Here is a 13,993-nt window from a genome sequence, read left to right as displayed (position 1 = left end):
AGTGTTTATCTAAATCGAGTAAGTTTTTCCAACTATTTAAAACAAAGGTTTTTCTAAGGTTTTCTGAAATAAACATCAGATAACGCTTAGATCGGTCAATCATCCATCAGACTTTAATCAGTTTGAAGATGACATAAAAACAAAAGATAATTACAAAACTGGAGATAACAGTATTATGTACGACGCATTTGCAAAGGTAGTATCCCAAGCTGATTCCAGAGGCGCTTATATCAGTGCTTCTCAAATTGATGCTCTAAGCGCAATGGTTGCTGATGGCAGCAAACGCTTGGACGCTGTAAACCGCATCACCAGCAACTCTTCTGCAATCGTTGCTAATGCTGCTCGCGCTTTGTTCGCTGAACAGCCTGCTTTGATCGCTCCTGGTGGAAATGCTTACACCAGCCGTCGTATGGCAGCTTGCTTGCGCGACATGGAAATCGTATTGCGCTATGTTACCTATGCTATCTATTCTGGCGATGCAAGCATCTTGGAAGATCGTTGCCTCAATGGTTTGAAAGAAACCTACTTGGCACTTGGTACTCCTGGTTCTTCAGTTGCTGTTGGTATCGGCAAAATGAAGGATGCTGCGATCGCGATCGCTAACGATCCTAACGGCGTAACCCGTGGCGATTGTTCCGCTCTTATGAGTGAAATCGGTAGCTACTTCGATAAGGCTGCTGCTGCTGTTGCTTAGTCTGGTCTTGTCCAGTCTTCAGTCAGACAGTATTTTGCGACATATCATTTGGTCAATAGACCACATTTCACTTAAAAAAACTATTTTGGAGAACATCTCACAATGAAAACCCCTTTAACCGAAGCAGTATCCGCCGCCGATTCTCAAGGTCGTTTCCTAAGCACCACCGAAACCCAAGTTGCTTTCGGTCGTTTCCGTCAAGCTACCTCTGGTCTAGCTGCTGCTAAGGCTTTGAGCGAAAAGGCTGAATCTTTGGCTTCTGGCGCAGCTAACGCTGTATACAGCAAGTTCCCTTACACCACCTCGATGACTGGTGCTAACTACGCTTCCACCCAAACTGGCAAAGACAAGTGTGTACGTGACATCGGCTACTACATCCGTATGGTTACATACTGCTGCGTAGTTGGTGGAACAGGCCCAATGGATGATTACTTGGTTGCTGGTATTGCAGAAATCAACCGCACCTTTGATCTTTCTCCTAGCTGGTATGTTGAAGCTCTTAAGTATGTTAAGGCTAATCATGGCTTGTCTGGAGACTCAGCTGTTGAAGCTAACTCCTACATTGACTATGCAATCAATGCTCTTAGCTAATTCTTCGCTTTAAAATAAAAAGCACCTCTTCGGGGGTGCTTTTTGCTTTTTAGGTACAGCGTTTTGCGCTAACCTTTACAAGCAAGTTATTCTATTTACGTTTTAGGGTATAGATCCCCCCCCAGCCCCCCTTATAAAGGGGGGAGAATCAAAATTATATTCTTCCCCCTTTATAAGGGGGATTGAGGGGGATCTTTAGTGACTAACGATAGCTGTCAAAATAAAACTATGAATGAAGAATCTGGCATTCCAGATGATAATCAATTAACAATCGAACAAGCGCTCATCAATCTCCAGAGTGAAGATTTGGGATTGAGAGTTTATGCAGCTTGGTGGTTAGGTCGTTTTCGGGTAAATTTGCCAGAAGCCATCGATCTGTTGATTTTAGCTTTGGCTGATGAAGCCGATCGCACCGAGGCAGGGGGCTATCCATTACGGCGCAATGCGGCAAGAGCATTGGGAAAATTAGGCGATCGCAGGGCAGTACCAGCATTAATCAAGTCGTTAGAATGTGATGATTTTTATGTGCGCGAGGCGGCTGCTCAATCCTTAGAAATGTTGGGTGATGACTCCTGCGTACCATATATATTTGAGTTAATCAAAAAACCCAATTTCCAAGTTAGCGCTGACGCAGAACCAGAACATCCCTATGACGCTTTTTTAGAAGCATTGGGAACATTACGGGCTGTAGAAGCCACTCCTCAGATTTTGCCATTTTTGGAACATCCGATTCCTAAGGTGCAATATGCGGCGGCAAGGGCGATGTATCAACTTTCGGAACCAGAGGTTGCTAATCAATATGGCGATCGCCTTATCACGGCTCTATCCAATGACGACTTACAATTGCGTCGAACAGTTCTGTCAGATTTGGGTGCAATCGGTTATTTGTCAGCGGCTGAAGCGATCGGTAATACGATGGCAGAGAATAGCCTCAAACTAATTTGTCTGAAAGGATTATTGGAAAAACAAATTCCTCTTGCGATACCTCCTGAACTTACAGAAGGAGCAGTTCGAGTCATGGCACTGATGGATGATTTATTGTAAAGTAGAGAAGCGCAAAGCGCTTCTCTACTTTTTAAACCTATGACTGATCGTCTTTCTCAACTAATACAGGCTGTAGAAGATGCAGATTCTTCTAAGCTTTTACTTGAAGCCGTCCAAAATCTCGCGGATGCTCAATTAGAAGGAGCTATCCCCATTTTGGTTGAGGCTTTGAGTTACAACAATCCTGGAGCTGCTGTTGCTTCCGTTGATGGATTGATCAAGTTAGGAGATCCTGCGGTTCCTGCTTTGCTAGAGCTTTTGGATACGCATAACTACACAGCGCGATCGTGGGCGATCCGCGCTTTAGCTGGCATCGGCGATCCGAGAGGTTTGATAACTTTGCTTGGTGTCGCAACTGCTGACTTTGCGATGAGTGTTCGCCGCGCTGCCGTCAAGGGTCTGGGGATGATGAAGTGGCATTGGTTTCCTGATGAAGTCCGAGAGATGGCACAGGAAGAAGCTTTAGATGCATTATTGTTTGTCGCTCAGCAGGATGAAGAATGGGTCGTGCGCTATGCGGCTGTGGTAGGTTTAGAGTCTTTGGCAATTACGATCGCCAATAGGCTTCCCACATGGCGATCGGAAATTCAAGTGCAATTTAATTTGATGGGATGTAATGACGAGGTCTTGGCGATTCGTGGTCGCGCTTGGCTAGCTCAACAAAGGCTACAACAAAGTCTCATTTATATAAATAATTTAGATGTTGTTAAAAAAGGCTCGGCAGTTCAAGGAAAAGGATCTCCTCTAACATCTGATGATTGGCAAAATATTCTCAATCACCTCTATGAAATCAAGCGTGAAGAACGGCTTAGTTCTGTCGGCGAAGGTGATCCACGCCGTTTTCAGGACCTAGCCGCAGTGATCGGGCAAACATCCTCTAAAAATAGTCCACACACTTAAGGATCGTAAATTAAATAAAGCGCAATATTTAGTGAGGTGGGCTTCGCCCACCTCACTAAATATTGCGCTTTATCTTAGTATTGAAGTTGTTTGATCACGAGTAAAGTTATATCGTCATAAACTCGACTTAAACCGATAAAATTCTTAAGATTCTGAATAATAACTTCACAAATAAACTGAGCAGACTCTTGACGATGATTTTGAACAAGCTGACATAAACGGTCTAGCCCATAGAACTGGCGATTTGGATTTTCTGCTTCTGTAATACCATCTGTATAGAGTACAACAATATCTTCTGGATTAAGATTGATTTGAGCTTGCATGATAAATGAACTAATATCTGCCTCTAATCCAAGGGGAAAACCCAAATCATTTGTATCGATGCGCTCTACTGTCCCGTCCGCTCTGACGACAATTACCTCTTCATGTTGTCCGACTAAACTCAGTTGTCCTTGAAAATAATCAAGCAACAGAAGCGTCATATTTTTATCGGAATTCATTCGCGTAACATTTTCATACAATACGGTGTTCAATGCGCCAAGAACTCGAATGGGATCTTTCTCCTGTAAAACGCTCATAGTCAGCACTGCCGTTTGAGCCATGATCATTAAAACGCCACTTTCCAAACCATGACCAGTAACATCGCCAATCCCAATTTTGACTCGCCCATTGTGATGTAAAACATCATAATAATCCCCACCAACTTCATTTGATGGCTCCATAAATCCTGCAATATCAAGCTCCTTGATAGTTTCCAGTTCCTCATCTAGAGGTAGCATCATTCGTTGTAAGCGGCGTGTCACATCCAGTTCAGAACTCATTCGCAGGTTGTCTTCCTGCAACCTCTCGTTCAAATAGGTGATTTCAGAGTTAGCTGATTTTAAATCTTGGGTTCTTTTTTCTACTCGACTCTCAAGTTGTTGATTTAACTCTTGTAAAGAAAGTTGGGCTTGGCTGCGTTCCTTTACAAAACCCTTAACCCGCAAAATAATGATCGTGGCTGTTACTAATAAAATAGGAAAACTCAATCCTGCAAGCAACAACGATTGAAACAAAAATTGGCGATAGCGATCGAGACTGTTCTCAGTTTCCAGCGATATCGCATTTCGAGTCGTTAATATCCCATCGGCATAGATTTGTTTTAGAGATTCATACTCAGTCCCCGATAAAATCTGCATTGCCTCTGAAGCTTTGCCTTGACGTACTAATTCAAATGATTTGGCTTCCAAATCAACAAGCTTGAGATTAGCCTCATCAGTCTTTTTGGCATTGGCATTATAAGTATTTGGAGTTTGTTCGATAATTTGCTTGATTGTAATTTCTAACTGCGGCACAACCTGATTGTAACGAGATTCCCATTTCGGCTCGCCTGTCCCAGCGTACATTCGCGCTGACATAGTAAGCACTTCATCGAAATAGATGATTTGGCTGCTCAAATTTTGTAATTTAAATTGGTTAGCGATCGCTTTGTCAAAAGCTTGATAGGTTGACAAGACATTCCAAGCTGAGGCTCCAAATAATAGTCCACTAAATCCCAAGGAAAGACTGATAAAAGTGATGAGATGAGAGCCTGAAGCCACTTTTGACTTTATTGGACTATTCATGTTGGGGCTACTCTTGAGCTTTAATATCTGCATATTAGTATATAAAAAACACACGAAATTACTATTCGCCAATCATCTTTGTCACTAAACCTAAAAAGCAGAGTTGGAGCGAAGCTCCAACTCTGCTTTTTAAAAAATCTCTTCGCGCTTTTCTCGAAAACCTAACTCGATTAAAGCTTTGCGAATTTTCGCTTTAGAAGGCTGAGCTTTTGGCATAGCAAGATTGAGCTCGCGAGATGTTTCTAACATTTGCCTGATTAAAATATCTAGTAAGTTGTCATCGACATCTTCAGGAACCTGCTCGATTCTGCCCTGATATGCCAAGGTGTACAGCTCTAAATGATGCTTACCCATTATTTTTGCCAACTTCCTTAAAGTTTCAGGAGTTGGACAAGTTCCTTTAAAGCAAGCTCCTCGGAGTCTTGGTTGTGGTACACCTGTTAATTCAGCAAGGTGGTTCATACTAATGTCTTGCTCTTCTAAATATTGAAGAACATATAACCCTAGGGGAGAGCAATCATCAGTTTTGACTTGTAACCTTGGTGGCATCGCTTAATATAAAAAAATTTTGTTAGATTTTTAATTAGATTTTTAATTAGCTGGTTAATCTAACAGCAATGATTTTATACCAAATTATAGCGATCGCCTTTTCTCTTAGGACAGGCAAGAGACTTAGTACCTTGTTCAATTTTCTCTGACACAGAATCTGGGCTTTTCAAACCGATTCGTTCATATTGTGGAGTGAAAAACAAAGTTCATCATGTTCTCAATGTGACTCAGGGGAAAGATATGTCAAGAATTCAGGATATACCACTAATCAATACTTGGGTAGTCGCACGCAACTTTGCTCTAAATTTTTACTTTTCTAACCTCTTTGACAATATGGCTCAATCTCTACGTAAATGAGCTTTTGGGCTTGACAAGCTAATACATCTTTAAAACCCGAAAACAGTTTACGGCGCGGAGCGCCATGCAACTGTTTTCGGGTTTTAAAGATGTATTTTAAAAGAAGATTAGCTAACCCTCAAACTTATTTTCGGAATAAAATAATTCTGCTTTTATATATTTTTTATATATACATATATTTTACATATAGATATCTTTTAAATATAAGTAGCAATGCACAGTTAAATAGAAAATCCTAAAACCTGTGCTGCCATCTCAGTAAGCATTACGGGTATTAGTTCTGGACTTTAATTATGTCGAGATACTTACAATTTTTTGCAGTCAACTTGGTTCTTCAATAAGGTAGAAAGTTTTTAATTTAATTGATGCTATTGAAAATTTAACGGGTACACTTAATAATGAATATGAAAATAAGTAAGTTATATTTGATGAAATACAACTTACTTATTGACTGACAAAGGTTGGATTTAATCAAATCAAACTTTGACTGGTACTGTCTTTTAGGCTTTTTAGTCGGATCTGGTCTTAAAAGCTTGATTTGACTTGATTTGCGGGAGGTGTTACCAGAGCTTTGTCAGTTAAAAAGGGGTGGATAGTTCGTGATTTTATTTATAAGGAAGTAATTCTAATGATTACAACAACCAACCATAGACGATTGGGTAGTGTCGTAGGGATGATGACCCTACTAGCTAGCTCTGTCGTATTTTCTCCGAGTACGGCTCAGTCCATCACGTTTAGCCCACCACCAGGCAATACGGTTCCAAGCCAAACAACTGGTGGCGCATCTCGTGGCGGTTTTATACCTCCTGCTGACAATTCTGCACCTCAGCAGACAACTGGTGGCGCATCTCGCGGTACTTTTGTACCTCCTTCTAACAGCTCAGCGCCTCAGCAGACAACTGGTGGTGCATCTCGCAGTACTTTTGTACCTCCTTCTGCCAGCTCAGCGCCTCAGCAGACAACTGGTGGTGCATCTCGCGGTACTTTTATACCTCCTTCTGCCAGCTCTGCGCCTCAACAGGCAACTGGTGGCGCAGCTAGAAGCGCTTTTACGCCTCCTCCTAGCAGCTCAGCACCCATTGACGCAGTAGGTGGTTCATCTCGCACCAATGCCTACGGCTCTTATTTGAGTGGCGATCGCCCTGTTTTCATGGCAGCCCTTCTACCACAAACCTTCTACGGCACAACCTTATCTGCACATCCTACGGTTTTGGTCTACCTACCAGCTAGCTCTGCTCAAGAAGCAGTTTTTAGCCTCAAGGATGAGTCAAAGCAAATGGTTTATCAGATGACTGTACCAGTGTCTGGGAAGGAAGGGATTGTGTCAATCCAGTTGCCTGAGAATGCACCTGCTTTAGAAGTGGGCAAAAACTACCAGTGGTTTTTTGCGCTCAAGCTTGAAGGTAGCTTAAATCCTAACAGTCCCTTTGTTGACGGCTGGATCAAGCGGATTACGCCTAGTGCAGACCTCGCTAAAGCTCTAGAAGGCAAAACATCTCTACAGAAATCATCGATTTTGGCGACTAATGGAGTTTGGTACGATAGTGCCTCAATCCTGTCCTCTTTGCGGACAGCACAGCCAAATGATCAATTGCTTGCCAAGGAATGGAAAGAGCTGTTGGAATCGGTTCAACTGCCTCTACTAACCAGTATGGCTATTACCAAGTAAGATCAAACTTTTGGTGAAGTGAAGATTTCTAGATATAAATGTGGATAAGATGGTTATAAATTACTATCTTATCCATATTATGATTATGAAACTCAAAATCTAAACACGGATACTATGCGATTAGGACTCAAAGCATTGTTCGGACGCTCTAAAATAGTCTTAATTATTGGTTCTAGTATTTCGTCGATTGTAATTATTGGCAACTTGTTCGGTGTTTTTAATTTATTAGAGTGGGCGATTAGGGATAAGTTTTTTCAATGGCGACCTACGGAGGTTGTCGAAAATAATATTGTGATCGTCACGATCGACGAAGCCGATATCAAAGCAGCAGGCAATTGGCCAGTACCAGATCGTGTATTAGCGAAGGTGATCGAGAATTTGCGATCGCAAAATCCTCGAGTCATTGGTATGGATATCTATCGCAATTTGCCAGAGGAACCAGGGCATAAAGAGCTACTTCAAGTTTTTCAAACCACTCCGAACCTAATTGGGGTCGAGAAAATTACTGGCGATCGTGTTGATCCGCCAGCAGTGTTAAAAAAGAAAGAACAGGTGGCGCTTGCTGACTTGGTTTTAGATAGTGATCAGAAAGTGCGGCGAGCTCTGCTCACGGCTGAAGACGTACGGGACAATAAGACGATTAAGTCTGGGCTAGCTACTCAAGTGGCTCTGAAGTACCTAGAATCCGAGAAAATCACCTTAGAGTCTATTGATGCGGCTCAGCAAAAGTTTCGATTAGGGAAAACGGTTTTCCTACCGATGAAAGATAGGGAAGCAGGATATGGCAATGAAGACTTGGGTGGATACCAAATCCTCCTGAACTGGAGAGGTTCGACATCTTCATTTCCTACTATTCCTATGCGAGAAGTATTTGCAGGAAATATCCCAGACAATCTGATTCGCGATCGGATTGTGCTAATTGGTTCCATTGCCCCTAGCACTAATGATTTCTTCGCAACTCCCTTTGATAATGCTAATTTCTCAAAAACTAAAACTCCAGGAGTGGTAGTTCACGCAAATATAGCCAGCCAACTGATTCGTTCGGCAAAGGATGGTCGGTCAGGGCTGCATGGTTGGTCTAATATTGGGCAGGGAATTTGGATCGTAGTTTGGTCTATGTTAGGTACAGGGGGGATCTGGTTTTTGATTAGTTTTGGCGAAGGTAAACGTCAAATTTTTGGTGAACGAGCTGTCTGGGGGACTATTGCGGCTATTAGCCTTTTGTTTGGATTTAGCTACTTGTCTTTTCTAAATGGGCTTTTAGTGCCGATCATGCCGCCTCTAAGCGCTTTTATTATGAGTGCGATCACGATCACCAATGCCTACAAGCAACAAAAGTTGGAATTAAGCAATCAACAATTGGAACTCGTTAACAATCAACTCCTAGATTACTCCAAAAATCTAGAAGTTAAAGTTGAAGAACGTACTCACGACCTTGAAATAGCAAAACAAGCCGCTGATAAGGCAAATCGCGCTAAGAGTGAATTTTTGGCTAATATGAGCCATGAGTTGCGAACTCCGCTGAATGGCATCCTTGGTTATGCTCAGATTTTGCAGAGATCTAAACATCTTGACGAAGATGGGCAGAAAGGGGTTAGGGTAATCCAGCGATGCGGCGATCACTTACTAACATTAATCGATGATGTTCTGAATCTGGCTAAGGTTGAGGCGGGGAAGATTGAACTGGTGATTTCAGAGGTGCATCTGTCTGCCTTCTTAGAAGACGTGACGGAAATTTTCACAGTCAGAGCGGCTCAGAAAGACATTAGCTTTTTGGTGCAGATTAGCCCAAACCTACCTGTGGGCATTCGTTCTGACGAGAAACGACTGCGGCAGGTCCTCCTCAATTTACTCAGCAATGCCATGAAGTTCACCGATGTGGGGGGGGTAACCATGAAGGTGACTCTAGTTTCAACTAGGTCAGAAGCTCCAAGCCGTGAAGCTTCTCAATCTGCAAGGGGAGAATCCTTTGCAACCGTACGTTTCCAAATCGAAGATACGGGGTCTGGTATCAGTCCAGAAAATTTAGACAGGCTCTTTTCTCCATTCCAGCAAGTGGGAGACGAAAAGAAGAAAGCCGAAGGTACTGGGCTAGGCTTGGCAATCAGCCAAAAAATCGTTCAACTAATGGGCGGTGTCATTCAGATCAGTAGTCGTCTAGGTGAGGGAAGTATCTTCTGGACTGATCTAGAATTTCCCCTAGCATCAGGTTGGGAGAATAATCGGTCTATTTCCAATCAGGTAATAACAGGTTATCAGGGACATCCGCTGAAAATTTTAGTTGTAGATGATCGCTCAGACAATCGATCATTTTTGATTAAGCTACTCAAAGACATTGGGTTTGAATTGTTTGAGGCTAAGGATGGGCAGGAAGGATTGGATCAGGCGATCGCTAATCATCCAGATTTGATCTTGCTGGATCTGGTCATGCCAGTTTTAGATGGCTTTGAGATGGCTCGTCAACTCCGCCGTCAAGAAGGATTTGAAACTGTTCCGATCATTGCTTGTTCGGCAAGCACCTTTGACAACGATCTGCAAGAAAGTTTGACTGCTGGCTGTACAGACTTCACTCCCAAACCAATTCAGTCAAAACACCTGTTTTTAAAGTTAAAGCAACATTTGAATTTGGAGTGGATTTACGAAGGGCCTAAAAATTCCTCAGCCTTTGTTGCCACTTCGGTCATGAATCCTGCTACTAACGATATGTCCATCAATGCTACTGAGCCTTCATTAGATTCTAATCCTGCGATCGTCTTACCGCAGACCGAAGAGCTGGCTATTTTACTGGATTTAGCTCGAAAAGGTGTGCTCAAAAATTTAGTTAAAAATCTGGACAGATTGGAGCAGCAGGATGAGAATCTTATCCCATTTACTCGTCAACTTCGTCAGCTTGCCAGTGGTTTTCAAATAAAGAAATTGCAAGAATTACTTCAGCAATATACAGATCAATCCTTATAAACTTATGAATTTCAATCAACCTTTGCCATTACAGCCAAGCACGATTTTGATTGTGGATGATAATCCCACCAATTTGGAAGTGCTTTCTACTACTCTAGAAGATCATGGCTTTACGGTCTCAGTAGCGATCGATGGCGAAAATGCCCTATCCCAAGCCGAATATCTAGAGCCTGATTTAATCCTTTTGGATGTGATGATGCCAGGGATTGATGGCTTTGAAGCTTGTCGGCTTCTGCTGTCCAATCCTAAAACCCAAAATATTCCAGTGATCTTTATGACTGCCCTTGCTGATCCCACAGAAAAGGTAAAGGGCTTTGAACTTGGGGCGGTAGATTACATCACCAAACCTTTCCAACAAGAAGAAGTGATTGCTAGGGTCAATCTACATTTGAAGTTGAGTTCTCTCAATAAGACAATTGCCGAACAAAATCAACATTTGGAACAGCAGGTGGTAGAACGCACGGCAGAATTGACTCAAGCTTTAGAAACCCTACAAAAGTCTCAACTTCAACTCGTGCAGAGTGAGAAGATGTCTAGTATTGGTCAGTTGATGGCTGGAATAGCCCATGAAATTAATAACCCTCTAGGATTTATTAACGGTAACCTGTCTTTAGCTCAGGAAGCATTTGCAAATCTACTAAATCATCTGCAACTTTATCAAGCGGAGTTTCCCAAGGTTAGCGATAAGATCATTGACCACGCTGAATTAATTGATCTAGAATTTCTATTAACAGACTTACCTGCTCTCACTAAATCTCTGCGTGTAGGATGCGATCGCATCAAGGCGATTTCTAATTCTCTAGGCATATTCTCTAGATCTGATACTGAACATCGCGTGAGCTTTAAAATTGAAGAGGGGCTTGAAATTACGTTGATGCTGCTACGTCATCGCCTCAAATCCGTGGATCAAATTCCTGAAATTCATATCATCAAGGATTATGCAGATCTACCCAAAGTAGCTTGTTATGCGGGACAGTTGAATCAAGTATTTATGAACCTGCTAGCCAATGCGATCGATGCGTTGCACGCTTCTGGCTACACAGTTTCAATGGTAAAACGGGGTGAAGCGAAACAACCGACAATTTGGGTGAAAACCGAATTGCTCCAATGTGAGACTCGATTAGATGACAAGGTGCGAATTACCATTCGAGATAATGGACTCGGAATTCCACCCAATTTACAAACCAAAATATTTGAATCGCTGTTTACAACTAAGCCTGTGGGGAAAGGAACTGGGCTGGGTCTTTCCATTAGTCGCGAGATTGTCGAAGAAATTCATGGAGGTAAATTGACGCTCACTTCTACCTCATCAGAAGGAACAGAGTTTACGATTGAAATACCTGTTTATGATCCCAGCGAGAAAGATTAAATAACTCGCTATCCAGCAATTTCCAAATGACCGATGTACAAAAAAAATTTAAAAAATGGAGGGGCAATTCATGAATTGCCCCTCCATTTTTTAAAAGCCAGATCAAAAAGCTGTAGCGCAAGCTGCGCGTGCGCTACAGCTTTTTGGGTTTTGTATTTAATTTCGCTTAGCTACTTAACATCAATTAAAAACGTGCAGTAGCAGAAAAATATAAGCCTCTTTCTTGTGAGCTATTGCCCTGTGATGGCACATTAACTAGAGGAACGCCCCAATCAAGTCTGATAGATAAATTTTCCCCCTGTTGCCACAATAGTCCAACACCCAGCCCCACCAAAGTATTAGGATTAGGATTTCTGCCATTGCTATTCCAACCAGTTCCTGCATCAACAAATGGGGTTAGTTGCAAAACCTCTTTAGATGCAACATCTTTAAAGATTGGCAAACGAACTTCGGCAGAAATTTGTGCGCCATTATCTGTTAGAAGGGCTTCTTGGCGATAGCCGCGAACAGTACTGACTCCCCCCAATCCAAATTGCTCCAAAGTTAGCAACGTGCGATTGGCAATTTGAATATCTCCCCGCAATAGAAAAAGCGTATCGGGCGCAAGTAGCTGTACCCATTGACCTTGTCCTCGCCATGACAAAAAGTTGCTATCAGGCACTTCTTGCTGGTTGACGGTGGCATTGAATAGACCACCAAGCCCAAGACTAAATTGAGAGCGAAAAGCCATTACAGATTGCTCATTTCGCCTAGTCCATTCTTGGAAGAATCGCAATGCGGAGACACGGGTACTACCTTGGCTGTCGGAACCAGAAGAAATGGGGAAAGGCCCAATATTGTCAATTCCTAGTGAAGTTTGGCTTTCTTGCCTAGAGAATGTTAGCCCCACAGCTAGTTCTTCTTGAGGGCGTAAAATCAGTGGTTGGCGATAGGTGGCTTCGTAATATTTCGAGACAGCCGAAATTTTGAGTACATCAAATGGGGATTCAATTACATTGCTAGTCGTAGTGCCAGCCGCCAATTGGATCGTACCGTTGCTGGGATTAATCGGCAAAGTGTAGCTAAAATCAAAGCCATTACTCCCATCGGTGTTGGTATATCCCAATTTCAATCCATCACCAAGTCCAAACAAATTAGCATGAGATAGTTGGATTTGACGGCGGAAACTACCGACACTAGGCGATCGCCCATTATCAATAGTAGGAATAACACTGAAATTCTTGGCTTCCTTAGCTTCCACTAACAAAATCCGAGTTTCAGGGCGATCGCCTGTTTGCAACTCAGCAGAAATGTTTTCAATTAAGGGATTTAGCTTTAGTAATTGTAGTCCTTCAAGTAATTGATTGATATTTAAAGGTTTAGCCCCCGCTAATTGCAAACGACTACGAATATAATCGGGATTAAGGTGTTGTAACCCTGTAACTTTAATCTCTTCCAAACTGCCTTCGATCGCTTGCATTTTGATCACCCCATTCGACAAAGTTTGGGGAGGAATAATTACACCTGAAGAAATATAACCGCGACTTGTATAGAGCTGAGTAATAGCCGATCGCACCTGTAATAACTCAGCAAATGTCAACTCCCTGCCTATAAAAGGCTTAGTCACTACAGCCAGTTCTTCGGTACTAAATACCGTGCTATCAGTTACCTCAATTTGTTTGACAAAAAATTTAGCTGGAAATGTATTTGGACGTGTCTCTGTATCTTCAGGGACTTTAGGTATTGATTGATCTAAAGTTGGTGCTGGAGGCAGCGTCTCTGGGGGTAGAACAGGTTGACTAGGAGAGGGATTAATCCGTTGTAAAGGATTAGAAATATTAGGCTCAACCCTCTGCGCCGTGAGCAATGGCTGTTCAAGGGGGCTTTGCTCAATCGGAAATCGTGAAGTGTCGAGCTTTGTACTTACAGGTCGTGATAATAAGCCTTGTTCATTAAATTTAGATTTAGCCTCACTTACCTCGACGGCAGATAATTCTGAGGACAAACTTACAAATATTAAAATAATCGTAAATCTCATGAATGGCAAAGTACGAGCTAGATAATTACACAACAAAAGATTGCAAAAATTCATATATTCAAGAGTAATTTCTATGCTTTTTCAAGATGATTTCAATCGGGCAATATTAATAAACCATAAGTGAAGTAAAATCAGGTAATATTAACTAATCGATAAAATTATATCAGTTTTTTATTTTTCTACGATAAAATAAAAAACTTAAAACTTTAACTGTGATTAGTTTTTTTGTTTTACAAATTAG

10 protein-coding genes are annotated in these 13,993 nt (G+C 42.0%); 7 read left to right on the top strand and 3 right to left on the bottom strand.

Annotated elements, in window-relative coordinates; all coding sequences use genetic code 11:
• Nucleotides 1-175 precede the first annotated feature (175 nt).
• The 4 genes from CQ839_RS12005 (at nucleotide 176) to CQ839_RS11990 (ending at nucleotide 3,229) form a co-directional block, all read left to right on the top strand.
• A complete protein-coding gene (locus tag CQ839_RS12005) occupies nucleotides 176-694 on the top strand; it encodes a phycocyanin subunit beta (protein WP_103668512.1) in 519 nt (172 codons plus the stop codon).
• A gap of 102 nt (nucleotides 695-796) precedes the next feature.
• Nucleotides 797-1,285, top strand: coding sequence for a phycocyanin subunit alpha (gene cpcA, locus CQ839_RS12000; RefSeq protein WP_103668511.1), 489 nt, complete (start codon nucleotides 797-799; stop codon nucleotides 1,283-1,285).
• Nucleotides 1,286-1,513: 228 nt separating this feature from the next.
• Complete coding sequence (locus CQ839_RS11995) at nucleotides 1,514-2,329, top strand: HEAT repeat domain-containing protein (protein WP_103668510.1); 816 nt, start codon at nucleotides 1,514-1,516, stop codon at nucleotides 2,327-2,329.
• Between the two features lie 39 nt (nucleotides 2,330-2,368).
• The gene (locus tag CQ839_RS11990; RefSeq protein ID WP_103668509.1) at nucleotides 2,369-3,229 is read left to right on the top strand and encodes a HEAT repeat domain-containing protein; all 861 of its coding nucleotides are present in this window, start codon (nucleotides 2,369-2,371) and stop codon (nucleotides 3,227-3,229) included.
• Nucleotides 3,230-3,303: 74 nt separating this feature from the next.
• On the opposite strand, the gene CQ839_RS11985 is transcribed toward CQ839_RS11990, so the two are convergent.
• A complete protein-coding gene (locus CQ839_RS11985) occupies nucleotides 3,304-4,833 on the bottom strand; it encodes a PP2C family protein-serine/threonine phosphatase (RefSeq protein ID WP_258040709.1) in 1,530 nt (509 codons plus the stop codon).
• A gap of 129 nt (nucleotides 4,834-4,962) precedes the next feature.
• Complete coding sequence (locus tag CQ839_RS11980) at nucleotides 4,963-5,382, bottom strand: helix-turn-helix transcriptional regulator (protein WP_103668507.1); 420 nt, start codon at nucleotides 5,380-5,382, stop codon at nucleotides 4,963-4,965.
• Between the two features lie 985 nt (nucleotides 5,383-6,367).
• Here CQ839_RS11980 and CQ839_RS25700 point away from each other — a divergent pair.
• The 3 genes from CQ839_RS25700 (at nucleotide 6,368) to CQ839_RS11965 (ending at nucleotide 11,735) form a co-directional block, all read left to right on the top strand.
• Entirely contained in the window at nucleotides 6,368-7,408 is a 1,041-nt protein-coding gene (locus CQ839_RS25700; RefSeq protein ID WP_103668506.1) for a DUF928 domain-containing protein, read from the top strand.
• Between the two features lie 114 nt (nucleotides 7,409-7,522).
• A complete protein-coding gene (locus CQ839_RS11970; RefSeq protein WP_103668505.1) occupies nucleotides 7,523-10,366 on the top strand; it encodes a CHASE2 domain-containing protein in 2,844 nt (947 codons plus the stop codon).
• 4 nt (nucleotides 10,367-10,370) lie between these two features.
• Nucleotides 10,371-11,735 carry a sensor histidine kinase gene (locus tag CQ839_RS11965; protein ID WP_103668504.1) on the top strand — a complete coding sequence of 455 codons (1,365 nt, stop codon included), beginning with the start codon at nucleotides 10,371-10,373 and terminating at the stop codon, nucleotides 11,733-11,735.
• A gap of 184 nt (nucleotides 11,736-11,919) precedes the next feature.
• Here the strand turns inward: CQ839_RS11965 and CQ839_RS11960 are convergent, their stop codons facing one another.
• Complete coding sequence (locus CQ839_RS11960; protein WP_103668503.1) at nucleotides 11,920-13,806, bottom strand: ShlB/FhaC/HecB family hemolysin secretion/activation protein; 1,887 nt, start codon at nucleotides 13,804-13,806, stop codon at nucleotides 11,920-11,922.
• Nucleotides 13,807-13,993: the final 187 nt, after the last annotated feature.

Source organism: Pseudanabaena sp. BC1403, from assembly GCF_002914585.1.
Classification (GTDB): Bacteria; Cyanobacteriota; Cyanobacteriia; order Pseudanabaenales; family Pseudanabaenaceae; genus Pseudanabaena.
This window is presented reverse-complemented; position numbering and strand designations above follow the sequence as displayed.